Here is a 22,307-nt window from a genome sequence, read left to right on the forward strand (position 1 = left end):
GAGGTACGCCGCCTTTACAAAACGGCTCGGCGAATAGCAATCGCCCGGAATGCCGCGCATGCCGGCACCGGCTCCATAGGGCTTGAGCTCGGCGCCACGCCATGTCGCCGTCTGCGGAAAATCGCTTGTGGCGGTGATATAGGTGCGCAGGTTTTCCATGTGCCACGGGAAGGTCGGCTGGTTGGCAAGGGTGTCGACCGGATCGTCGTATACATGCAGGCCGTCAGCCATCATCTCGACCACGATGCTGCGCTGGCTGTCGCCGATAATCCAATGGAGCAGCGACACGCCCAGCCCCTCTCCGGCAGATTTGGCGACAATCACCGTGTCGCGCAGCGCGGCCTCGACCTCATCGACCGTCGAGAACGTCGCTGCCACCCACAGGGGGAACTCATAGGCCGCGATATTGGTCTTGCCGTCGACAGGGTCCTCGGCATACTCGGCATAACCCGGGAAATTGAGACCCGCCACGGCGAGGCCCGCATCGTTGCCGCAATCGAAGAACATAGGGTAGTTCCTGTAATCGATGCACATACCAATCACCGCGTGCGCCGCTGTCGCGTCGTCGATAAACGAATACGGAATGTGAAACCCGCGCGGCATCACGCGAACCTGTTGGCCGTAGTCAAAGCTCCAGTCGAGATTGCGGCCCAGATACATGTGGCCAGAATTATCGGTAAATCGAATACTCGTACACATAGCGCCTCCTAGCTTTACGTTCTTGCTAATTTCATTGTCTCCAAACAAAAAGGCGCTAAACACAAAAGCCCGGACATGACAACAATGTCACGCCCGGACTATTCAAGCAGGATAAACTCAACCAAGTTAACCCCGCAGGTCGTCTAAGGGGTCAAAGTGCCGCAGATTGCCACGAAAGAGGAGCAAAGCGTACTTAAGGTACGCGAGCGACGATTGAGCGGCAAGGTGCGGTGCTTTGACCCCTTAGACCAACTTTCCTAGACAGTGATCGATCATATGCTGGATCATCTGTGCCTCAAAGCCCGCGTAGTCGCGGCGGCACTCCTTCATCTTGCCGTCGACGATCTGGTCAAAGGCAACCTTGCACTTGATGTAGCGCGTGGACTTGGTGACCTCCTCGTGCGTCAGGCAGCTCTCCTCCATCTTGCTGGCACCCAGGCCAAACACCAGACGGGGGTTGTAGAGCACATGGGGCTCGCCGGCGTCGTCCAGATAGACGCAGACCTTCTTGGTGACGCCGATCTGGTTGGCGGCCAAGCAGCCGGCATCATCGAGCGACTTGATGGTATCAATCAGATCCTGAGCGACCGACTCGTCCTCGACAGTCGCAACCTCGCAACGCTGAGACAGGATAGCCTCGTCGCGGCAGAGCTCTTTAATCATACGTTCCTCCATAGGGGTCGTTGTAACTGCTTAAGTATACGGTACCCACTCATTTTCATGCGAAAAATACCGTCCGTCTGCTACAAAGCGCCGAACATCAACATGCGAGGAACAACAGCGTCGTAAAGGGGCTATAGTGAGTGAGTTCGTGTCAATCGGCCTAAACTCGGGGCCGAACAAGGAAAGGGTATGCATGGACGAACTATTTCACGTCAGCGAGCGCAAGTCCACAATCGGGACCGAACTTCGCGCTGGACTGACAACATTCCTGGCGATGGCCTACATCATCGCCGTCAACCCCGCGGTGCTCTCGGGCGCTGGCATCGATGCGGGAGCGCTCGCCTGCGCCACCTGCCTGGGCGCCGGCATCATGACCATCTGCATGGGCATCTTCGCCAACCGCCCGCTCGCCTGCGCGTCGGGCTTAGGCGTCAACGCGATGATCGCTGGAATCGCCACCACCGTCTGCGGCGGTGACTGGCACGTGGCCATGAGCGTCATCTTCCTTGAGGGCGTCGTCATCTTGCTGCTCGTGCTTTGTGGCCTGCGCGAGGCCATCATGGACGCCATCCCCGTGGTTCTGCGCCACGCTATCTCGGTGGGCCTGGGCCTGTTCATCGCCATGATTGGCCTGTGCGATGCCGGCATTATCACCGCTGGCGCCGGTACACTCGTCGGTCTGGGCGACATCACCTCCCCCACCTTCATCGTCGGCATCATCTCCATCCTGGTGACGGTCGCCCTCGCCTGCCGCAACGTCCCCGGCTCGCTGCTCATCGGCATCGTCGTCGCCGTCATCGCCGGTATCCCCCTAGGTGTGACCCAGGCTCCGACCGGTATCATCGCCCCGCTCGACTTCTCGAGCATCGGTGGCCCCATCGCCGACGCCGGCGGCGTGCCCGCCATCGTCAAGGTCCTTACCGACCCCACGCTCCTCGTCATCTCGTTCTCGCTGCTCATGAGTGACTTCTTCGACACCATGGGCACCGCGATGGCCGTGGCCAAGCAGGGCGAGTTCCTCACCGACGACGGCAACGTCGAGAATATCAAGGAGATCCTGATCGTCGACTCCGCCGCCGCCGCTGTGGGCGGTTTCATGGGCGTCTCCTCCATCACCACCTTCGTCGAGTCCACCTCTGGCGCTGCCGACGGTGGCCGCACGGGCCTCACCTCCGTCACCACCGGCGTGCTGTTCATTCTCGCTGCGTTCTTCTCCCCCATCGTCACCATCGTTTCCAGCGCCGCCACCTGCGGCGCCCTGGTCTACGTCGGCTACCTCATGATGAGCGAGGCCTCCGAGATCGACTGGTCCGACGTGTCGCAGGGTTTCCCGGCGTTCATGATTGTCGCCGGCGTGCCCTTCACCTACTCCATCTCTGCCGGCATTGGCCTGGGCTTTATCGCCTACGTGATCGTCGCGCTCTTTAAGGGCGAGGCTTCCAAGATCAAGCCGCTCATGTGGATCGCAGCCCTTGCCTTCCTCGTCTACTTCTTCGTGGCGTAACAGCATAGTCTGCTAAAGCAAAACAACAAGGCGCGGAATCGCATCGAGCGGCTCCGCGCCTTTCTTTTAGCGTCTGCCCCCGTGCCAGCGTGCGACAATTGAGGCTGTCAATATCACAACACCGAGAGAAGCCTGCCTTGGAAGTGCATCAGAAGCAGATAACCGTTTATTCAGAGTGTGCAGAAGGCGCGCCCGTCATCTACCTCCCCGTGGTTATGGGCGACGGTAGTGAAGTCTACGAGCGCTGCCGAGAGCTCGACTGCCCGCCGTTCACCCTTGTCGCCATCGGAGGACTCGATTGGAATCGCGAGTTGAGCCCCTGGGAATGTGAGGGAACTATACGAGATGCCGAGCCCTTTGGCGGACAGGCTGCTGGTTTTCTTGACGAGTTGTTGAAGCAGATAATCCCCCAGGCCGAATCATCGCTCCCGCAACCACCCGCCTGGCGCGGCGTTGCCGGCTACTCGTTGGCGGGCCTCTTTTCGCTTTGGGCCCTCTGGCAGACCGGTACCTTTGACCGCGCCGCAAGTGCATCGGGGTCGCTGTGGTTCCCCGGCTTTATCGACTACGCGCGAGAGCGCACGATGACAGCCACGCCCGACGCCGCCTATCTGTCGCTCGGTAAAAAGGAAACCAAGACGCCCAACCGCATGATGCGGCACGTACTCGACGATACGCGTGCGATGGAAGAGCTGTTTATCGAGCATGACATTCCAACAACGCTGGAGCTCAACCCCGGCAACCACTTTGCCCAAACTGACCTGCGCATGGCGCGCGGCATCCACTGGATACTGACGCATTAAAAATGGCGTCCACGCGTACATACGCATGGATGCCATTTTTAATTTGGCTGAACGCAGCTACTATTCGGCAGTCTCCTCAAGCTCGGAAGTATCGAACTCAAAGTCATTACCGGGCAGGATGGCGTTGAGCACAATGCCCACCAGCGAGCCCACGGCAAGGCCCGAAAGCGAAATCGTCACGCCGCCCAGCTCCAGCACGATGGCACCGGCGGTACTGTAGGCAATGCCGAGCGAAAGCACGAGCACCAAAGCCGCAACCAGCACATTGCGGTTGTTCTGGAAATCAACCTGATTCTCGATAAGGTTGCGAACGCCCACGGCACTGATCATGCCGTAGAGCACGAGCGACACGCCGCCGATTACACACGCCGGCATAGCAGCGATCACAGCAGCAAACTTGGGGCAGAACGAAAGCACGATGGCGCAGCAGGCGGCAATGCGAATCACGCGCGGGTCGAACACGCGCGTCAGGGCAAGCACGCCGGTGTTCTCGCCATACGTCGTATTGGCGGGGGCGCCAAAAAGCGATGCCAAGATGGTCGCCAGGCCATCGCCGAGCAAGGTACGGTGCAGACCGGGATCGGCAATGTAATTGCGTTCGCAGGTAGAGCCAATGGCGGAGATATCGCCGATATGCTCGATCATAGTTGCAAAGGCCAGCGGCATGATGGTGATGATGGCCGTCGTGGCAAGACCGCTATCGAACTGCGGTCCAAAGAGCGCAAACACGGTGTTGTCCCACACGACGGGCAAGCCAACCCAGGGGGCAGCTGCGACGCCAGAGAAGTCGACCTCACCCAACGCAGCCGCAACGGCATAGCTCACCACCACGCCCAGCAGAATCGGCACGATCTTGACCATGCCGCGGCCCCAGATGTTGCAGATGATGATCACGGCCACAGCGATAACGGCGACAAGCCAGTTGGTCTGACGGTTGGCAATGGCAGAGCTCGCTAGGATCAGGCCGATGGAAATGACGATGGGGCCGGTCACCACCGGCGGAAAGAAGCGCATGACACGTTTGGCGCCAAATGCGCGGAACAGCGCCGCCAGCACCGGATAGAGCAGGCCGGCGCAGGCAACGCCCAGGCAAGCGTAGGGCAAAAGCTCGGCCTCGCCGTTGGGTGCAATGGCGGCATAACCCGCGATAAAGGCAAACGACGAGCCCAGAAACGCGGGCACCTTACCACGCGATAGAAAATGAAACAGCAGCGTGCCGATGCCGGCGAACAGAAGCGTCGCCGAAACGGAAAGGCCGGTGAGCACGGGCACGAGCACCGTGGCTCCGAACATCGCAAACATGTGTTGCAAACCCAACACGAACATGCGCGGGCGGCCGAGCGATGATGCATCGTAGATGGCATCGGTGACGGCGGGCGTCGAGGATTGGGACATGGAAGTCCTTTCATGATGGAAGGGCGATCAGGCATATCGGATAACCTGCCCGAACGATACGATCCGGACCATTGTACGTGATACGTCATGTCTCGCGCGCGCCGTCACCTGCAAGCGGTAGCGTTACTTCCAAACGCGCTCGGCAATGCGCTTGACCAGCGCGATCTTTGCCCACTGTTCGTCCTCGGTCAGCTTGTTGCCAATCTCGCAGCTGGCAAAGCCGCACTGGGGCGACAGGTACAGGTTCTCGAGCGGCACATACTTTGCGGCCTCGTGGATACGTTCGACGATAACGTCCTCGTCCTCAAGCTCAGCCGCCTTGGTGGTCACCAGACCCAGCACGACCTTCTTGCCGGGAGCAACGTACTTGAGCGGCTCAAAGCCACCGGCGCGTGGCGTATCGAACTCAAGGTAGAACGCGTCAACGTTCTCATGTACGAACAGGTACGGCGCAATGGGATCGTAACCACCCTCGAAGGCATACGTGGAGTGATAGTTGCCGCGGCACACGTGCGTGTTGATAACCAGATCGTCGGGCTTGCCCGCGATGGCGGCATTGTTGAGCGCCACGCCCAGCTCGCTCACCTTTTGCAGGTCAACCGGGCTCATGCCGGCCTTGGACACAAAGTCGGTATCGCAATAGATGCCCCAGGTGCAGTCATCAAATTGGATGTTGCGGCAGCCTGCTGCGTACAGGTCGGCGATCACCGTGCGATAAGCGGCCGCAATGGCGTCGGCAAGTTCCTCATCGGTCTTATAGACAGCGCGCAGGCTCTCCTGCTGGCCGTCGCAGCGATCGAGCGTGACCTCAGAGAACGTCTGGATCGGCGCCGGAATGGTCTGGCGTGCGACCTGGCCCTCCCCCTCAAGCGCCTTGACGAACTTAAAATGCTCGACGAACGGGTGGTTCTCGCCGCTAATGGGACCAGTAACCACGGCGGTGTCGGCCGTCGTCTCCTCATCATGGAACATATAACCCGTGCGTGAGGTGCGGCGCTCAATGCCGTTAAGGCCCCACATAAAATCGAGGTGCCAGTAGCTGCGGCGGAACTCGCCATCGGTGATCACCTGCAGGCCGGCGGCCTTCTGCTTGGCCACCAAATCGCGAATGGCATCGTCCTCGACGGCCTTAAGGCCGGAAGCGTCGAGTTTACCCGCGACATAGGCGGCACGGGCGTCCTTTACAGCCTGCGGACGAAGAAAGCTGCCGACGATATCGGCGCGAAACGGCGCGTTCGGTTGAATCGAAGTGCTCATAGATATCTCCCTTTGCATTGGTTGCTTTACCGGGACAGAGTATGAGCGCTCATATGACCATCGTAAAATATACGTTTATAACAGTTTGATATAGATGTTTCCTATATCAGTCTGGACTGTCATAAAGAGACTTGAACCGTGCGGAGCACAGCAGCCTAGATATGCTGACGAATCGCGTCGATATAGGCCCGACCGTAGCGCGTAAGCGTCGTGTTCTTGCGCGTGATGATGCCAATCTCCATGTACTCGTCCACGTCGAGCGGAATCGAGATAATGCCGGGGCCGTTGAGCTCGTGGCTGATCACGCCCGAGCATACCGTGTAGCCGTTGAGGCCCATGGCCAAATTGAACAACGTCGCACGGTCGCGCACGCGGATATTTTTGCGACGCTCGAACGTCGAGGTCAGCTCCTCGGAATAGTAAAACGAGTTGTAGCTGCCCTGCTCGTAGGACAGGAACGGGTAGTCTTCCAGATCCTCGAGCGTCACGCTGGAGCGGTCCGCCAGCGGATGGTCGGCGCAGACGAAGACATGCGGCGTGGCGCAGAAGAGTCCTTCGAACACGAGCTCGTTGGCCACCAGCATGCGCTCGATGACCTCGCGGTTGTGCTCGGACAGATATAGGATGCCCAGCTCGCTTTTCATGTGCGCGACATCCTCGATAATCTCGTGGGTCTGTTCCTCGCGCAGGGTAAAGTCGTAGCGCGCGGCATCGAACTCGCGGATCACGTCGACAAACGCGTTGACGGCAAAGGAATAATGCTGGCAGCTCACACTAAAGTGCGGCACCTGCTCGGATGCGCCCTTGTACTTGCCCTCGAGCAGGTCGGCCTGGTCGAGTACCTGGCGCGCATAGCCCAAGAAGGTCTCGCCTTCCTCGGACACAATGACGCCCTTGTTGGTGCGCTCAAAGATGTGCACACCCATCTCGTTTTCGAGATCGCGAATCGACGCGGTAATCGAAGGCTGCGACACAAAGAGCCGGCGCGAGGCCTCGGTAATGCTGCCGCATTCGGCAACTTTGACGACATATCTGAGCTGCTGGAGCTTCATGGCTGTCTCCTTAGCTGTTAGTGAGATTCGCGTCGGCAGTACCCGGCAGGCGCATAAACGGCGGCATCTCCCCCGTCGCGGCGCAGGCGGCAATCTGATGCAGGACTCCGGCGACCGCATCATCCACCGCGGCGCCGATATGCCAGCGCGCGGCAGCCGTGACGGCCTCGTTGGCATTGGCGACTGCAACGGAGTTGGGAACGGCATCGATCATGGGCAGATCGTTATCGGAATCGCCAAATACGGCCACCTCGTCGGGCGTCAGGCTCAAGGCGCGCGCCAGCTCCAGCGCAGCGCAGCCCTTGTCCCAACCATCCGGAAGGATGTCGAACAGGCGCACTCGGTTGTTGGGAAACACAAGCGAGAGTTCCGGCACCTCAACGGCAACGCGCTCGCGTAGCTCCGCGAGCTCCTCACGCGAACGGGCACTCCAGATATTCGCCTTAAACACCGGCGCGCCATCGACGACGGGACGACACGGGGCCTCTTCGCCTTTGAGCCACGCATTGCCGCCCGACTCCATAGCGCGACGCACACGCTCGGGATTGCTCGTCACGCAATAGGCATCGTTGCCCCAAAAGTCATCGCCCAGGCTGTAGACTTTTAGAAATGTATCGTCGGTCTCTTGCTCCAGATAGTCAGCCAAACGCATCAGAGCATCGTTGTCGATTGCGCGCGAAGCGACTACTTCGCCGTCGACAAACATCACCTGGCCGTTACAGAACGCACCGGTCGAAAAACACTCGGAACGGTTTTTGAACATCCAGCCCATCGCGGACGGCTGACGACCCGAAACCGGCCCAAAGTGCAGACCCGCCGCCTGCATGGCATGAACACCCTCAATGGCGTAGTCGCTGGCGCCGTCATGCCCGGCTGGAATCAGTGTATCGTCCATATCGGTCAGCACAAGTTTAATCATAAGGCCCCCATTCGTATCGGTCCTACCTATTGTAACGACCTGCCAAAATAAACCTGTCCCTTTTTGGCAGGTGCGCTAGTATAGGGAACAACAGATTCGATGCGGGAGTGCCGGCGGTGCAAACCACAAGGCTGAGAGGGCATGGGGCCCAATCCTTTGAACCTGTCAGTTAATGCTGGCGTAGGGAGCATGCCGCCTTTACAGGGGCGCTGTCTATGCACAGCGCCCCTTTTCTATGCCAAGGAGGCATGTGCAGTGATTGATTCGGAACAGCTTAAGCAACATATGGTCAAGGCCGTAGAGGAAATTCGCGCCACCAATCCGATGGCCGGCTCCATCACCAACACGGTGACGATCGACTTTGTCGCCAACGCACAGCTCGCCGTGGGCGGATCGGCCGCCATGGTCTATCTGCCCGACGAGGGCGAAGCGCTCGTTGCCGGCGGCGGCGCCATCTATCTCAACATGGGCACGCTCTTCCCTATCTACGAGCAGACGATTCCCCGCGCGGCGAAGGCGGCACACGACGCCGGCAAGCCCTGGGTGCTCGATCCGGTGGGCCTGGGTATCGGCAGCCTGCGCACCCAGCTGGTAAACGAGCTCAAGCAGTACAAGCCCGCCATCGTGCGCGGCAACGCCTCCGAGATTATCGCACTCGCCGGCCTGTGGGGTCTTGAGGGCGAGGCGGCTGATCTGAGCCGCGTGCGTGGTGTCGATACCACCGACACGGTCGACGCCGCCCGCGATGCCGCCGTGGCGCTCGCTCGCCACACCGGTGGCGCCGTTGTGGTCTCGGGCGAAGTCGACCTAATCACCGACGGCACGACGGTGGCCAAGTCTCACGGCGGCAGCCCGCTCATGTCCAAGATCACCGGCTGCGGCTGCTCGCAGGGCGGCGTGCTGGCCGTGTATGCCTGCGCCGCCGACCCGTTTACGGCAGCCGTCTGCGGCACCGCCGTCTACAACGTGGCCGGCACGCGTGCCGCCGCTGTCGCCGACGCCCCGGCAAGCTTTAAGGTCGCCTTTATCGACGAGCTCTACCGCGCAACCGCCCAAGACATCGCCGATAACCGACTCGAGCTCGAGGAGGCATAGGCCATGTCCGAGCCCGCAACCAATGCCGGCATGAACACGCTCGTCGCCGTGGCCATCGCCCCGTGCGGCACCGGCGATGAGCTATCCGCCGAGGTCGCCGAGGTCGTGCGTGTCATTCGCGAGAGCGGCCTGCCCAACCGCACCACCTCCATGTTCACCGAGATCGAGGGCGACTGGGACGAGGTCATGCAGGTCGTGCGCGACGCAACCTTTGTGTTGGCGAGCAAGGGCATCCGCACCGAAGTCGTGCTCAAAGCCGATATTCGACCCGGATTTACCGACACCATGACCGGCAAACTCGAGCGCATGGAAGCACAGATCAAAAAGCAGGAGGAAGCACGATGAGCATCCGCGACAACCTTGATATCTCGGCCTATCTGGTACTCGGCCCCGAAAACACGCTCGGGCGCCCCGTGGGCGATGTGGTGGCCCAGGCGCTCGACGCCGGCTTTACCTGCATCCAGGTGCGCTCCAAGGTGGCAAGCGCCCGCGAGATCATTGCGCTGACCGGCGACGCCGCGCAGGCAATCGCTCAGGCCGGCAAGACCGGTCAGGTCGCCTTGCTGATCGACGACCGTCTGGACTGTGTGCTTGCCGCGCGCGAGCAGGGTATTGCTGTCGACGGCGTGCACGTGGGCCAAAGCGATATTCCCGTCGAGGTCTGTCGCAAGTTGCTGGGCCCCGACGCCATCGTGGGCCTTTCGGCCCGTTGCGAGGAGATGCTCAAGTACGTCAAGACCGCCGATATGAGTTTGGTCGACTACCTTGGCATCGGCCCACTCCACGAGACCGAGACCAAGCGCGACTGCGGACGCGCGGCCGACGGCTCTATCATCACCAAGAGCTTTGAGGACCTGGCCGCGCTCCATGCGGCAAGCCCCGTGCCCATCGTGGTGGGCGGCGGCGTCAAGACGGCCGACCTTCCGCAGCTCAAGGCTACCGGCGTCGACGGCTTCTTTGTGGTGAGTGCCGTCTGCAGCGCCGATGACCCCTACGCCGCGGCCAAGGAGCTCGTAGACACCTGGCAGCAGGCATAGGCATAAGCCGAGCAGTTGCTCCGCGGCCCCATAACTTCAGCAATGGAAAACGCATCCCAGTTTGGACGTCCATTCTGGGATGCGCTTTCCGCTGAGCACGCGGCAGTTTGCCCTACTCTGCCAGATATGCCTCCAGTGCCGGCAAGGTCGCCTCCGCATCGCGGCGACCAATCTGGTAGATGCGTTCAAGTTCATCGGGCTCGCGACACAGCGACGGCACCTTCACCGATTCGCTCGGCCGCACCACAAAGATCTCGCCGGCAGCCTCGCGACGTGCCAGGTCATCGAGCGTGGTATTGTAGACCTCATGCCGATGCTCAAGCGCTGCGACAAACTCCGGATAGTGACGGAACACGCGTCGCAGCATGGGCATCACGCTGTTGGGCTGCTTCACAAAGCCCGCTGGCTGCGTGAGTACCACGATATTGCGGTCATACCCCTGCGCAAACAGCCATGCGCTGGGAATAGAATCAGCCACGCCACCATCCAGATACTTATGCCCGTCAATAGCAACGGGACGCGTCGCCACGGGAATTGCCGACGACGCCCGGATCCACTCGATATCGCGCTCGTCGCCATACGGCAGATCGTGATAGACGGCCTTGCCCGTCTCGATATCGGTACACACGCACGTAAACCGCATGGGGCAGGCGCGATATGTCTCCAAATCGATGGGATCGCGCTCGATGGGCACCTCGTGATAGGCAAAATCGGCATTGAACATGTCGCCGGTTCGCAACCAGCTCGTCACGCTCGCATAGCGCTTATCGGCACAATAGGCTTTGTTGTAGCGAATGGCGCGGCCGATCTGGCGCGATTTAAAGTTGTAGCCAAACGCCGCGCCCGCCGAGACACCCACCATATGGTCGCAAGTCAAACCGTGCTCCATCCAAACGTCGAGCACGCCCGCCGTATACATACCGCGGTAGCCGCCTCCCTCGAGCGCAAGCCCCACCGTGTGTGATGTCTCCGGCTGTGTCATGCAACCATCTCCGTTCCCATGCTTTTGAACTCAACAAGTATATCTGTCAACGTATGCCGTCAAAAACGTGTTTATAAGCATTTATCGAACGTTTCCCAATGCATTCCCCATGCCGTACCGCAATGCCCCTAGATGGCCTTAGGCATGAACGCCCTTAAGAACGTTGCGGGATAAACATCGCCCGCACCATGCCGACGTCATCGCACGCAACGTGAGATAATTCTCAGCAGAATTCACCGATAGCAGAGGGAGTTTGTGATGAAGGTTCTTTTAGTCAACGGTAGCCCCAAGGCAAACGGCAACACTGCCCGCGCACTCGCCGAGATCGCAGAGCAGCTCAATGCCGAAGGCATTGATACCGAGGCGTTTCAGCTAGGCGCCAAGCCCATTCGCGATTGCATCGGTTGCGGTCAGTGCGGCAAGCTTGGCGGACGCTGCACCTTTGACGACGACGTGGTGAACGAGCTCATCGCTGCCGCCGAGCAGGCAGACGGCTTTGTCTTTGGCTCGCCCGTCTACTACGCGCATCCCAGCGGACGCATCCTTTCGGCCCTCGATCGCGCCTTCTATGCCGGCAGCAAGGCCTTTGCACACAAGCCGGGCGCTGCCGTCGCTGTCGCCCGTCGCGGCGGCACGTCAACGACCTTCGACGTACTCAACAAGTACTTCACCATCAACCAGATGCCCGTGGTTGCCTCCACGTACTGGAACAACGTGTTTGGCGCCATGCCGGGCGAGGCCGCCCAAGACGCCGAGGGCCTGGCCACCATGCGCAACATCGGCAAGAACATGGCCTGGCTCCTGCATTGTATCGAGGCAGGACAGGCCGCCGGCATCGAAGCCCCCGAAGCCGATCGCGAGCGCACCAACTTTATCAGGTAGAACGGCGGAACAAAATGATTCAGATTTTTGGCACCAAGAAGTCCTTCGACACCAAGAAGGCGCAGCGTTATTTTAAGGAGCGCCGCATTAAGGTGCAGTTTATTGACCTTAAGGAAAAGGAGATGAGCAAGGGCGAGCTCACGAGCGTGATGCAGGCGGTCGGCGGTATCGACAAGCTGCTCAACCCCAAGGCCAAGGACGAGGAGACGCGCGCGCTCATTCAGCATCTCACCCCCAGTCAGCGCTTCGACAAGCTGCTCGAGAACCAGCAGGTCTTGGCCGAGCCCATCGTGCGCAACGGCAAAAAGGCCACCGTCGGTTATTGCCCCGATGTATGGGGAGCCTGGGAGTAGCTTGTGTTATTTGCCGGCGCGTGGGTATAAGAGCAGGCGTTTGGCATAAGATTCAACTGTAAGCCATGTCTAACAAAGGAGGGCACATGCCCAACAAACCCGTGAAGATCATCATGCTTACCGGATACCTCGGTGCCGGCAAGACCACGCTGCTCAACCACATCCTCGCTAACGACGGCGGCATCCGCGCCGCCGTGATCGTCAACGATATCGGCGAGATCAACGTCGACGCCAGCCTTATCGCCGACGGCGGCCTTTCCGAGACCGATGACCTCATCCCGCTCACCAACGGCTGCATCTGCTGCACGCTTTCGGACGACCTGGCCAACCAGCTGCAGGGCATCGCCGATTCGGGCAACTTCGACTACATCATCATCGAGGCATCGGGCATTTGCGAGCCTATCCCCATCGCCTACACCATCTCGAGCTTCTGCGACGAGGCCAAGGTGGGCGGCGAGCCCAAGCTCGCGCTCGACAACATCGTGGCCGTGGTCGATTGCGCCCGCATGTACGACGAGTTCAACGGCGGTCGCGACCTGCTGGCCGAGGATATCGACGAGGACGACATCGAAAGCCTGCTCATCCAGCAGATCGAATTCTGCTCCACGCTGATCCTCAACAAGACCGATACCGTGACGCCCGAGCAGATCGCCGAGCTCAAGGCCATCGTGCGCAGCCTGCAGAAGGACGCCGTGATTGTCGAGGCCCAAAACGGCGAGGTCCCCATGGAGGAGCTGCTCGACACCGACCGCTTCGACTTTATGCGCGCCTACAACTCCGCCGCCTGGATCGAGGCCATGGAGCATCCCGAGGAGCACGACGACCCCGAGGTGCTCGAGTACGACATCGAGACCTTTGTGTACTCGCGCCGCAAGCCGTTTGACCTGCAGAAGTTCACCAATTTTGTTGAGCAGGAGTGGCCCGACGAGGTCATCCGCGTCAAGGGTCCGCTGTGGCAGACCGGCGATCCGGACATGTGCTACATGTTTGAGCAGGCCGGCCACCAGATGCGCCTGATGGAGAACGGCCTGTTTGTCGATTCGGCGCCCGAGGGCGAGAAGCAGAAGATCATCGACGAGAACCCCGAAATCATGCAGATTTGGGACGACGAGACGGGAGACCGCATGACAAGCCTGTGCATCATCGGCCGTCACATGGACAAGGACGCGCTCATCGCCTCCCTCGATGCCTGCCTGACCGACTGGCACCGCGCCTAGGTTTATTCAAGCGGGCATTTTCCGCCTACGTAGCCGCCAAACCACCACGAAGGTGCTCTTCGTGGTGGTTTTTCGTTCTGAGCCAAGGAGATTCATGTTCAACATTGTGCTGTATGCGCCCGAGATTCCGGCCAATACGGGCAATATCGGCCGCACCTGCGTGGTTGCCGGCGCCCGCCTGCATCTGGTGGAGCCGCTGGGGTTTTCACTCGACGACAAGACAGTACGTCGCGCCGGCCTGGGCTACTGGCAAAACTTGGACGTGACCACCTATGCCGGCTGGGAGGATTTCCTTGCGCGCAACGGTCTCTCCCCTGCCGACGAACGCCTGCATCTGCTGACCAAAAAGGCACGCCGCACCTATGCGCAGAGTACCTACCGCGATGGTGACTACTTGGTCTTTGGCAGCGAGAGCTCGGGCATTCCCGAGCCACTGCTTGCCGTGGCGCCCGAGCGCTGCGAGCGCATCCCGATGCTGCGCGATTGCGACTCACTCGATAACGCCGAGGCTTGGGAAGCTCACGAGGAATCGCTGGGGCATACCGAGGACAGCCACGAGACCATCCTTCAACAGGACATCTGCGGCAACTTCGTTAACCCCGACGACTACCGCATCAGCGCGCTCAACCTCTCCAACAGCGCCGCCATCGTCCTCTACGAGGCCCTACGCCAGGCAGGCTTTCCGGGAATGTGACAAAGGGACTATCCTTTTGCTACATTCGAGCGCCACGTCGATGGCACACACGCCTAATTGATGCTCTAGATAAAGGCCCTCACTTTTAATCAGAATTAACTAAAGTAAAATGAAGTTAAACGGCGGTGTGAAAGGAGAGCCGTGTGAAATATCTCGAGAACCCGTTTACCCCCAGTTTTGGTGAGGTTCCTGCCCATCTCGCTGGCAGACAACAGATTATTCGGGATTTGGACCGCGCCTTCTTGAGCCAGCGCAGGCGCCCAGAATTGACCTCGATCTTCTCAGGCGCACGTGGAACCGGTAAAACCGCTCTCATGTCGTCGCTCGCGACAAGGGCGGAATCCCACGGCTGGATAGCCGTAAAGACGACCGCGCTCCCGGGAATGCTTGAGGAAATCGAGTTCGGGGCGAAACGTGCTGCCGGCCATCTTATCGACCCGTCTAAGAACTTCGAAGTCACCGGTCTCGGAATTGCACCGCTCGGCAGCGTCGAGGTCAATCGCGTTCACGATGCTTCAACCTGGCGTTATCGCATGAGCGACATCATCGACCAGCTCAACGAGGCGGGCACCGGTCTGCTCGTCACGGTTGACGAGGTGGACCCGACACTCGACGAGATGATCCAACTCGCAGCGACGTATCAGCACTTTGTGACCGATGGGAAACGCGTCGCCTTGCTTATGGCGGGACTTCCCAACAACGTCTCTACGTTGCTGAACCACAAGACGGTCTCGTTCCTTCGCCGCGCCCAACAATATCATCTGGGTCGCATTGCCGACTATGACGTGCGCGAGGCCTTGATTCGCACAATCCAGGAAAACGATCGCCTGGCAGATGCTGAGGGAATTGATAGAGCCGTTCGCTCGATCTCTGGATTTCCCTTCCTATTGCAACTCGTAGGTTACCGTGCCTGGGATCTCACAAGCGATTCGAAGGAAATCTCGTCACGCGACTTTGACCTGGGAATCAAAATCGCGCGCGACGAGATGGACGACCGAATCCTCGCGGCAACCTATCGGGAACTCACTGCAGAGGACAAGCGATTCCTCATCGCCATGCTCGATGACGAGGAAGAGTCCACCACCGCTGACCTTGTCGAGCGCCTTAAGCGTTCGCCACAGCAGGTCTCCCGCTACCGACGCCGCATGATAGATGCCGGCATCATCGGGGAACGAGGACGAGGGCTCGTCGCATTTGAATTGCCATTCTTCCGCGACTATCTCGCGGCTCAATGCGTGAAATAAGCATCAATGAGGCAAAGGGGCTGTCCCTTTGCCTCATTGTCTATAGGTAGCGACCGGTGATGCTTGCGGGGCAGGCCGCGATGTCACCCGGCGTACCGGCGCAGACGATTTGCCCGCCCGCGTCGCCACCGCCCGGGCCCATGTCGATCACGTAATCGGCGTTGCGGATAAGGTCGAGATCGTGTTCGATCACGATAACCGTGGCGCCCTTGGCAACGAGGCCGTCGAACACACTCAGCAACACTTGGACATCGAGCGGATGCAGGCCGATCGTGGGCTCGTCGAACACAAATACGGCATCGTCCTGCACGCGGCCCATCTCGCTCGCGAGCTTAAGGCGTTGTGCCTCGCCGCCCGAGAGCGCCGGCGTGGGCTCACCGAGCGTGAGATAACCCAGGCCCAGGTCGTGCAAGGTCTGTAAGCGCGTCTGAACCTTCTTGAGTCCCACCGTGGCGTCGAGGGCCTCGTCCACACTCATGTCCATGAGCTGCGGCAACGTAAGCAGACTGCCGTCCTTGCCCTCGCGATGGATATGCGAGGCGGCCTCGGCGTAGCGCGAACCACGGCATGCCGGGCAGACGATCTCGACGTCGGGCAAAAACTGCACGTCGAGCGAAATCGAGCCCGTTCCATCGCACGTAGGGCAGCGCAAGGCACCGGTGTTGTAGCTGAAGGCACCCGCCTTGTAGCCGGCTGCCTTTGCCTCGGGCGTGCGGGCGAAGGCGCGTCGCAGCTCATCATGGATGTCGGCATAGGTCGCTACCGTCGAGCGCACGTTGGCACCGATGGGCGTGGCGTCAATCAGGTTGGCACGTGCAATGCCCTCGGCATCGACCCAACGCACGTGTTTTGGCAGGCGCTCGCTGGCTGCCTGTGCCTTAAGTGCCGGGATGAGTGTCTCGAGCACCAGCGTCGTCTTGCCCGAACCCGAAACGCCCGTCACCGCGACGAGACGGCCGCGCGGGATATCGACTTCGAGCGGCTTGACGGTATGGATGGCATCGGTCGCCATGCGGATATGGCCCTGGTCGAACATTTCCTCGTCAGTCACCTGCGGACGCAAGCGCTTGGACTCCGAGCGCAAAAACGGGGCGATGCGGCTGCTCTGCGATTGCTCGACCTCATCCACCGTACCCGCGGCAATCACATTGCCACCGCCCGCTCCGGCAACGGGACCCATCTCGACCAGATAGTCGGCTTCCGCCAGCACGCGCGTATCGTGGTCAACAACAACCACGGTGTTGCCGTCATCCACCAGATCGCGCATCACGCCTACCAAGCCGTCGACATTGGCAGGATGCAAGCCAATCGAGGGTTCATCCAGCACATAGAGCACACCCGTCGACCGGTTGCGCACCACGCGGGCGAGCTGCACGCGCTGGCGCTCGCCCGTGGAGAGCGTGGCGCCGGCGCGATCGAGTGAAAGGTAATCGAGACCCAGGTCGACCAGACGACGGGCCGCGCTCAAAAACGAATCGCAGATATCCGTTGCCATGGGCCGCATCTCGGGCGGCAAGGACGTAGGCACCCCGCGCACCCACTCAATCGCCTCGCCCAGCGTCATGGCCGCCGCCTGCGCCAGATTGATACCGCGCACCTGGGGCTGGCGCGCAGCCTCGGAGAGACGCGTGCCGCCGCAATCACGGCATGCTCCCTCGCGCAAAAAGCGCGCAACACGTTTTAAGCCCTTATCGTCCTTGACCTTGGCGAGCGCATTCTCAACGGTATAGACGGCGTTGTAATAGGTGAAATCGAGCGGCGTGGCGCCCTCGCCGTTTTTGGGCACGTAGAGAATGTGCTTTTTAACCGCCGGACCATGGAACACGATGTCGCGCTCTTGGGGCGTGAGCTGGTTAAATGGCACGTCGGTGCGCACGCCCATCTCGCCAGCCACCTGCTTCATCAGATCCCACATGAGCGTGCCCCAGGGAAGGACCGCACCTTCGTTGATAGTCTTTGACTCGTCGGGCACCAGGCTCGCCTCGTCCACCTCGCGCATGACACCGGTGCCGCCACAGGTGGGGCACGCACCGCCGCTGTTAAAGGCAAGGTCCTCGGCACCCGGCGCGTAGAACTCGCGGCCGCATGCGGGGCACGTGAGCGACAGGCCCGCAGCCACGTTAAGGCTCGGCTCCACACGCGTCCCGCAATGCGGGCACACGTGATGGGCGCAGCGGCTAAAGAGCAGACGCAGGCTATTGTTGAGCTCGGTCATGGTGCCAAAGGTGGAACGCACGCCCGGCACGCTGGGGCGCTGATGCAATGCGAGCGCCGCCGGCACGTGCAGCACCTCGTCCACCTGAGCGTGCTCGGCCTGCGTCAGGCGACGGCGAGTATAGGTGCTGAGTGCTTCCAAGTAGCGACGCGAGCCCTCGGCATAAAGAACTCCCAGCGCCAGCGAACTCTTGCCCGAACCCGATACGCCGGCAATACCCACCAGCTTTCCCAGCGGAATATCGATATCGATGTCTTTGAGGTTATGGACGCACGCGCCACGCACCTCGATAGCCTGCGGACTCATCTTCTGTTCCGTCATCTTTATCACCCTACTCATGCCATAAAACTCGATCGCGAATGTACGCGCCCAGCATGGGCACGGTAAACCGGACGAGGCCGTATCCGGCAGCTTCGATGACGCGCTCGCGAATCAGGCTTGCGCGATATTTGCTCGCCCAGCTCTGAGTGCGATCGCAGCGCTCAATGATATCCGCCATGCGCGTCGGTTTACCCTCGTCAGCAGCCATGGCCTCGATAAAGAGGCGTTGCGGACTGCGCAGCCCGTAATACAGGGGCGCGTCAACCGCTTCGTAAAACTCGGAGACGGCATCCGCATGGCCATCCTCGACATCGCGCCTTTCGATGACCTGCGAGCCGCGTCGAACAGCAGACCGCCACATGTAATAGCCCACCAGCTGAACCATATATGGATGCCCCATGCTCTTGTGTGCCGCAAGGTCCGCCGTCCCCGCATCAAGGCAAAGACCAGCGTCTTTGACTGTCTGGATATATGAATCGCGCACCTTGGGCAAAGAAATCGCCCCCAGCGTACGCTGCTGGGCACGGCGCAAAAACGTCACGCTCGGCTCTTCGAGCAAGTCATCAACCATACTGGGCAATCCAGCGAACACCAGCGCAAGACCGCGCTGGTCGCTATCGGGCAATCCCGTAGCATCCTGATCTCCGAGCACTTGCTGATAGAGAACGGCAAGAGCCGCCAGTTCCTCGATAGACGCAGATTGCGCCTCGTCAATCGCAAACAGTATGCCCTTGCCTGGACCGAGCTTCTTGAGGCGCTCGTTGACCAGCCCTCGCAACGTTTCGCCCTTTGCCCGCGCCGCCTCGACCGACATCCGGCCAAACGACGGACCGAACTCCATTGACGTCACAACGGGCCTATTCGAGCGAAGCGCGTCGGCCAAGCGATCGCATAAGCCAAGAGAAGCGGAATCGGAGACAACCGCCCATTCGCGCTCGCTGGCCAGACGTTGCAGCTCCCGCAGGAGAACCGTCTTGCCGCAGCCGCGGTTTCCCGTAATGAGCATGAGCCTGCCCGGCGCTCCGGCGCCGTTATCGAGTCCTTCCTCGAAATCTTCGATGACCGACTCGCGGCCGATGAGTATCGGAGGCCGCTTGCCTGCCGTTGGCTTAAAGGGATTTGGATTCATGTCGGCCTCCTCGGATTGGCAAACCCTGGTAATAGTTATACCAACTTATACCGAGTTATACCAACTGAATCTGCCAAAGGGGCTGCCCCTCTGTCACATGTGGCCGAAAAACTCGGCGTCTGCTGCTCGCCAAGGGCGGAAGGTGGCGGGATCGACCTTTACGTGCGCTGCGGCGGGCACGTCGTACCATTTGACCGTGTAGCCGGCGCCGTGAGAGCAAAAGACCGAGTCGGGCGTGTTGGGCAGATCGGCCTCGGGCTCATAGGCGGCCGCCTCGATGACGCGCTCGGCATCATGGCAAGCCGCATAGCCGGCGAACTCTAGATACAGATGCCCACGACCACTCGTGTAGGCAGCCACCTCCAGCGCGTAATCCTGCACCTCAGATGCCGGCACGCGACCCACAAGCTTTGCCCGGTCCCCCGCCATCGTCGGTGGCTCGTACTCGGCACCCATGCGCGTGGCATCCGAGAGCGCCCGGCCCACGCACTCCCCCGGCACCTCAAGCTCAAAGTGGTACCACGGCTCCAGCAGCACCGCCGCGCCGGCCTCACGCGCCTGCATGAGCCCCTGGCGAATCGCGCGGTACGTGGCCTGGCGAAAATCGCCGCCCTCGGTGTGTTTGGCATGCGCGCGGCCGCCCGTGAGCGTAATGCACACATCGGTGATGGGCGAGCCGGTCAGCACGCCCAAGTGGTCGCGCTCCATGGCGTTGGTGAGTGCCAAACGCTGCCAGTTAAGATCGAGCTCGTCGGTCGAGGTCACGGTGCCAAACTGCACGCCCGAGCCCGCCGGCAACGGCTCCAGACGCAGATGCACCTCGGCATAGTGGCGCAGTGGCTCAAAGTGGCCCACGCCCTCGACCGGCTGCGAAATAGTCTCCTTATAGAGAATGCCGCCGGGCTCAAACTCGACCGCAAGGCCAAAACGATCGGCCAACACCCGCTGCACGACCTCGAGCTGCACGGCGCCCATCAACTGCAGGTGAATCTGCTCCAGATGCGTATTCCAGCTTACGCCGAGCATGGGATCTTCGTCCGCTAACTCAGTCAGCGCTTTGAACACCGCGTGGACATCGTGTTCGCCCGGAAGCACCGTATAGGTGAGGACCGGCGCAATGACAGGCGCATCGCCCGCGGGCTCCGCGCCCAGGGCGTCCCCCGGGCGAACGTGCGCAAGACCCGTCACGGCACAAATACCGCCAGCAGCAACTTCTTGAGCAAGCTCATACTTCTCGCCGTTATAGATGCGCACCTGGTCGATCTTTTGCTCCCAAGTGGAGGCGCCAGAGCATCCCTCGACAACTTGCTTTGCACGCAGTACACCGCCCGTCACCTTGACCCAGGCAAGACGCTCGCCACGGTCTCCACGACTCACGCGGTAGACACGCGCGGCGAACTCCTGGGGCCATGTTCGCTCGTGCATCAGAGTACACATGCCGTCGAGTAGCTCGTCCACACCTCGGTCCTTGAGCGCCGAGCCAGCAAAGCAGGGAAAGAGCTTGCGCTCGGCAACCATGCGCGACAGCGTTGCGACAGAAAGCTCACCCGCATCAAGAAACTCCTCGAGCGCCGCCTCGTCCAACGCAGCAGCGTCCTCCTGAACGGCGCCGCCCGCCAGCAGTTCGTTGGCATCCAGACAGCCCTCGGAAAGACGTTGCCCAAGTTGTGCCAGCAAAACATCGCGGCCGGGATTCTCCAAATCGATTTTGTTGATATAGATGAACGTCGGGATGTCATAGCGCGCAAGCAGGCGCCACAGGGTTTCGGTATGCCCCTGCACGCCATCGTTGGCACCCACAACCAAAATCGCGTAGTCCAGGGCGCACAACGTGCGCTCCGCCTCGGCAGAAAAATCGACATGCCCCGGTGCATCCACGAGCATGACGTGGGTTTCACCGTGGTCGAGCACAGCCTGTGACGAGAAGATCGTGATACCGCGCTCGCGCTCGATCGCGTTCGTGTCCAGATGCGAATCGCCATCGTCCACGCGGCCGCGCTTGCGAATACGACCCGCGTTGAACAGCATGGCCTCAGCCAGCGTGGTCTTGCCGGCATCGACATGCGCCAAGATTCCAACGACCGCTTGCTTCGACATGGCTCTCCTCTTATTGCAAGCCCATCGCACGCGGCAACGGGCATCCTCGTTCCACACTGGATGATACAATTAACGGGCCGGCGGGCGAAGCGGGCCCTATCCCCCGACCGAGCTCATCGCCCTGCGTTGCCGCGCGGCGATTTTCGTAGGTTCGCGCCTTGCGAAAGCCGGCTTGCAAAACAGCGCAGCGAACGAAAATAGCCCCACCCGGGGCCATTTTCGTTCGTGCAAATTGTTGATACGCGTCCCCGCTCTTATGCCTCGCGCAGCCAATCAAACGCGACGCGCGGCGTACCGTCCGACACATATACGATACCGGCGCGCTTAAACCCGGCCTTGGCGATGGCTCCCTGCATGGGCAGGTTGTCCTGATGTGTGTCGATACGCAGGTGATCGGCGCGCTCCTTGGCAAAGGCAAACATCGCAGCCGTGATACCGTGCACGGTGCCGTCGGATGCCACACGATGCAGCACGGCGTACGGAGTGTCGCTTCGCCATTGACCGTCCTCAATTACGTCATAGCACTCGTCCGGACCCGGTAAAAAGGCAAACGTCGCCACCACGCGACCGTCGACTTCACACACGTAACTACCACCAGCGGCAATATCGGCAGCCAGTTGCTCGGCCGAAGGCGTGCCCTCGGGCCACTGCGTGGCGTTGCCATGCGCGCGCATAAAGGCGCGGGCGGCGTCATAGATGGCCATGACGGCGGGAATGTCGGTATCGAGGGTTTTTCTGATCATCACGCG

Annotated in this window: 21 protein-coding genes and 1 riboswitch; of the genes, 10 read left to right on the top strand and 11 right to left on the bottom strand. The window is 60.6% G+C overall.

Going from position 1 to position 22,307, the window contains the following annotated elements:
- Together AB5758_RS01785 and AB5758_RS01790 are read right to left on the bottom strand one after the other, a co-directional pair.
- Nucleotides 1-699, bottom strand: a 699-nt coding sequence (locus tag AB5758_RS01785) for a linear amide C-N hydrolase (protein ID WP_368155334.1), incomplete at its 3' end; no start/stop codon positions are given.
- A gap of 243 nt (nucleotides 700-942) precedes the next feature.
- Nucleotides 943-1,362, bottom strand: coding sequence for a peptide deformylase (locus tag AB5758_RS01790; protein WP_196025965.1), 420 nt, complete (start codon nucleotides 1,360-1,362; stop codon nucleotides 943-945).
- A gap of 193 nt (nucleotides 1,363-1,555) precedes the next feature.
- Between AB5758_RS01790 and AB5758_RS01795 the strand changes: the two genes are divergently transcribed.
- Complete coding sequence (locus AB5758_RS01795; RefSeq protein WP_225093310.1) at nucleotides 1,556-2,866, top strand: NCS2 family permease; 1,311 nt, start codon at nucleotides 1,556-1,558, stop codon at nucleotides 2,864-2,866.
- A 143-nt stretch (nucleotides 2,867-3,009) separates the two neighbouring features.
- A complete protein-coding gene (locus AB5758_RS01800; RefSeq protein WP_225094240.1) occupies nucleotides 3,010-3,669 on the top strand; it encodes an alpha/beta hydrolase in 660 nt (219 codons plus the stop codon).
- Between the two features lie 60 nt (nucleotides 3,670-3,729).
- On the opposite strand, the gene AB5758_RS01805 is transcribed toward AB5758_RS01800, so the two are convergent.
- From AB5758_RS01805 to AB5758_RS01820, 4 genes are all read right to left on the bottom strand, one after another.
- The gene (locus AB5758_RS01805; RefSeq protein WP_368141148.1) at nucleotides 3,730-5,064 is read right to left on the bottom strand and encodes a uracil-xanthine permease family protein; all 1,335 of its coding nucleotides are present in this window, start codon (nucleotides 5,062-5,064) and stop codon (nucleotides 3,730-3,732) included.
- 123 nt (nucleotides 5,065-5,187) lie between these two features.
- The gene (locus AB5758_RS01810; protein ID WP_368141149.1) at nucleotides 5,188-6,321 is read right to left on the bottom strand and encodes a 5-methyltetrahydropteroyltriglutamate--homocysteine S-methyltransferase; all 1,134 of its coding nucleotides are present in this window, start codon (nucleotides 6,319-6,321) and stop codon (nucleotides 5,188-5,190) included.
- A gap of 155 nt (nucleotides 6,322-6,476) precedes the next feature.
- Nucleotides 6,477-7,373, bottom strand: coding sequence for a LysR family transcriptional regulator (locus tag AB5758_RS01815; RefSeq protein ID WP_055286633.1), 897 nt, complete (start codon nucleotides 7,371-7,373; stop codon nucleotides 6,477-6,479).
- Nucleotides 7,374-7,383: 10 nt separating this feature from the next.
- Nucleotides 7,384-8,292 carry an HAD-IIB family hydrolase gene (locus AB5758_RS01820; protein WP_225093308.1) on the bottom strand — a complete coding sequence of 303 codons (909 nt, stop codon included), beginning with the start codon at nucleotides 8,290-8,292 and terminating at the stop codon, nucleotides 7,384-7,386.
- 93 nt (nucleotides 8,293-8,385) lie between these two features.
- Nucleotides 8,386-8,496: riboswitch (TPP riboswitch) on the top strand.
- A gap of 51 nt (nucleotides 8,497-8,547) precedes the next feature.
- On the opposite strand from AB5758_RS01820, the gene thiM reads away from it, so the two are divergent.
- The 3 genes from thiM to AB5758_RS01835 are packed head-to-tail and all read left to right on the top strand — an operon-like array spanning nucleotide 8,548 to nucleotide 10,424.
- Nucleotides 8,548-9,387: a hydroxyethylthiazole kinase gene (gene thiM, locus AB5758_RS01825; protein WP_055310018.1), complete on the top strand. Its 840-nt coding sequence runs from the start codon at nucleotides 8,548-8,550 to the stop codon at nucleotides 9,385-9,387.
- A 3-nt stretch (nucleotides 9,388-9,390) separates the two neighbouring features.
- Entirely contained in the window at nucleotides 9,391-9,732 is a 342-nt protein-coding gene (locus tag AB5758_RS01830; RefSeq protein ID WP_225093307.1) for a thiamine-binding protein, read from the top strand.
- Complete coding sequence (locus tag AB5758_RS01835; protein ID WP_225093306.1) at nucleotides 9,729-10,424, top strand: thiamine phosphate synthase; 696 nt, start codon at nucleotides 9,729-9,731, stop codon at nucleotides 10,422-10,424. The genes AB5758_RS01830 and AB5758_RS01835 overlap by 4 nt, the downstream gene beginning before the upstream one ends.
- Before the next feature lie 112 nt (nucleotides 10,425-10,536).
- Here the strand turns inward: AB5758_RS01835 and AB5758_RS01840 are convergent, their stop codons facing one another.
- Nucleotides 10,537-11,406, bottom strand: a complete 870-nt coding sequence (locus AB5758_RS01840; RefSeq protein ID WP_225093305.1) for a patatin-like phospholipase family protein — start codon at nucleotides 11,404-11,406, stop codon at nucleotides 10,537-10,539.
- Between the two features lie 258 nt (nucleotides 11,407-11,664).
- On the opposite strand from AB5758_RS01840, the gene AB5758_RS01845 reads away from it, so the two are divergent.
- The 5 genes from AB5758_RS01845 to AB5758_RS01865 all read left to right on the top strand — a co-directional run bounded on the left by AB5758_RS01845 (nucleotide 11,665) and on the right by AB5758_RS01865 (nucleotide 15,796).
- Complete coding sequence (locus AB5758_RS01845) at nucleotides 11,665-12,288, top strand: flavodoxin family protein (RefSeq protein ID WP_368141150.1); 624 nt, start codon at nucleotides 11,665-11,667, stop codon at nucleotides 12,286-12,288.
- A gap of 14 nt (nucleotides 12,289-12,302) precedes the next feature.
- A complete protein-coding gene (locus AB5758_RS01850) occupies nucleotides 12,303-12,641 on the top strand; it encodes an arsenate reductase family protein (RefSeq protein ID WP_368141151.1) in 339 nt (112 codons plus the stop codon).
- A gap of 86 nt (nucleotides 12,642-12,727) precedes the next feature.
- The gene (locus AB5758_RS01855) at nucleotides 12,728-13,858 is read left to right on the top strand and encodes a GTP-binding protein (protein ID WP_138341106.1); all 1,131 of its coding nucleotides are present in this window, start codon (nucleotides 12,728-12,730) and stop codon (nucleotides 13,856-13,858) included.
- A 94-nt stretch (nucleotides 13,859-13,952) separates the two neighbouring features.
- The gene (locus AB5758_RS01860) at nucleotides 13,953-14,552 is read left to right on the top strand and encodes a tRNA (cytidine(34)-2'-O)-methyltransferase (RefSeq protein WP_225093302.1); all 600 of its coding nucleotides are present in this window, start codon (nucleotides 13,953-13,955) and stop codon (nucleotides 14,550-14,552) included.
- A 143-nt stretch (nucleotides 14,553-14,695) separates the two neighbouring features.
- Nucleotides 14,696-15,796, top strand: coding sequence for a DUF8462 domain-containing protein (locus AB5758_RS01865; RefSeq protein ID WP_368141152.1), 1,101 nt, complete (start codon nucleotides 14,696-14,698; stop codon nucleotides 15,794-15,796).
- A gap of 40 nt (nucleotides 15,797-15,836) precedes the next feature.
- Here the strand turns inward: AB5758_RS01865 and AB5758_RS01870 are convergent, their stop codons facing one another.
- The 4 genes from AB5758_RS01870 to AB5758_RS01885 all read right to left on the bottom strand — a co-directional run bounded on the left by AB5758_RS01870 (nucleotide 15,837) and on the right by AB5758_RS01885 (nucleotide 22,301).
- Nucleotides 15,837-18,332, bottom strand: a complete 2,496-nt coding sequence (locus AB5758_RS01870) for an excinuclease ABC subunit UvrA (RefSeq protein ID WP_368141153.1) — start codon at nucleotides 18,330-18,332, stop codon at nucleotides 15,837-15,839.
- A 10-nt stretch (nucleotides 18,333-18,342) separates the two neighbouring features.
- Entirely contained in the window at nucleotides 18,343-19,461 is a 1,119-nt protein-coding gene (locus AB5758_RS01875; protein ID WP_368141154.1) for a DUF8462 domain-containing protein, read from the bottom strand.
- A gap of 93 nt (nucleotides 19,462-19,554) precedes the next feature.
- Nucleotides 19,555-21,558 (bottom strand): GTP-binding protein, encoded by a 2,004-nt coding sequence (locus tag AB5758_RS01880; RefSeq protein WP_368141155.1) that lies wholly within the window; start codon nucleotides 21,556-21,558, stop codon nucleotides 19,555-19,557.
- A 254-nt stretch (nucleotides 21,559-21,812) separates the two neighbouring features.
- On the bottom strand, nucleotides 21,813-22,301 hold the full coding sequence (locus tag AB5758_RS01885) for a GNAT family N-acetyltransferase (RefSeq protein WP_368141156.1): 489 nt from the start codon (nucleotides 22,299-22,301) through the stop codon (nucleotides 21,813-21,815).
- Between the last annotated feature and the right edge of the window lie 6 nt (nucleotides 22,302-22,307).

Origin of the sequence: Collinsella aerofaciens (assembly GCF_040926405.1) — a bacterium.
GTDB lineage: Bacteria > Actinomycetota > Coriobacteriia > Coriobacteriales > Coriobacteriaceae > Collinsella.

Bases quoted from the DNA above. Each gene is read 5' to 3' on its own strand.
- AB5758_RS01790 (WP_196025965.1), bottom strand. From the start codon at position 1,362: ATGATTAAAGAGCTCTGCCGCGACGAGGCTATCCTGTCTCAGCGTTGC.
- AB5758_RS01795 (WP_225093310.1), top strand. From the start codon at position 1,556: ATGGACGAACTATTTCACGTCAGCGAGCGCAAGTCCACAATCGGGACC.
- AB5758_RS01805 (WP_368141148.1), bottom strand. From the start codon at position 5,064: ATGTCCCAATCCTCGACGCCCGCCGTCACCGATGCCATCTACGATGCA.
- AB5758_RS01810 (WP_368141149.1), bottom strand. From the start codon at position 6,321: ATGAGCACTTCGATTCAACCGAACGCGCCGTTTCGCGCCGATATCGTC.
- AB5758_RS01815 (WP_055286633.1), bottom strand. From the start codon at position 7,373: ATGAAGCTCCAGCAGCTCAGATATGTCGTCAAAGTTGCCGAATGCGGC.
- AB5758_RS01820 (WP_225093308.1), bottom strand. From the start codon at position 8,292: ATGATTAAACTTGTGCTGACCGATATGGACGATACACTGATTCCAGCC.
- AB5758_RS01830 (WP_225093307.1), top strand. From the start codon at position 9,391: ATGTCCGAGCCCGCAACCAATGCCGGCATGAACACGCTCGTCGCCGTG.
- AB5758_RS01835 (WP_225093306.1), top strand. From the start codon at position 9,729: ATGAGCATCCGCGACAACCTTGATATCTCGGCCTATCTGGTACTCGGC.
- AB5758_RS01840 (WP_225093305.1), bottom strand. From the start codon at position 11,406: ATGACACAGCCGGAGACATCACACACGGTGGGGCTTGCGCTCGAGGGA.
- AB5758_RS01845 (WP_368141150.1), top strand. From the start codon at position 11,665: ATGAAGGTTCTTTTAGTCAACGGTAGCCCCAAGGCAAACGGCAACACT.
- AB5758_RS01850 (WP_368141151.1), top strand. From the start codon at position 12,303: ATGATTCAGATTTTTGGCACCAAGAAGTCCTTCGACACCAAGAAGGCG.
- AB5758_RS01855 (WP_138341106.1), top strand. From the start codon at position 12,728: ATGCCCAACAAACCCGTGAAGATCATCATGCTTACCGGATACCTCGGT.
- AB5758_RS01860 (WP_225093302.1), top strand. From the start codon at position 13,953: ATGTTCAACATTGTGCTGTATGCGCCCGAGATTCCGGCCAATACGGGC.
- AB5758_RS01870 (WP_368141153.1), bottom strand. From the start codon at position 18,332: ATGACGGAACAGAAGATGAGTCCGCAGGCTATCGAGGTGCGTGGCGCG.
- AB5758_RS01875 (WP_368141154.1), bottom strand. From the start codon at position 19,461: ATGAATCCAAATCCCTTTAAGCCAACGGCAGGCAAGCGGCCTCCGATA.
- AB5758_RS01880 (WP_368141155.1), bottom strand. From the start codon at position 21,558: ATGTCGAAGCAAGCGGTCGTTGGAATCTTGGCGCATGTCGATGCCGGC.
- AB5758_RS01885 (WP_368141156.1), bottom strand. From the start codon at position 22,301: ATGATCAGAAAAACCCTCGATACCGACATTCCCGCCGTCATGGCCATC.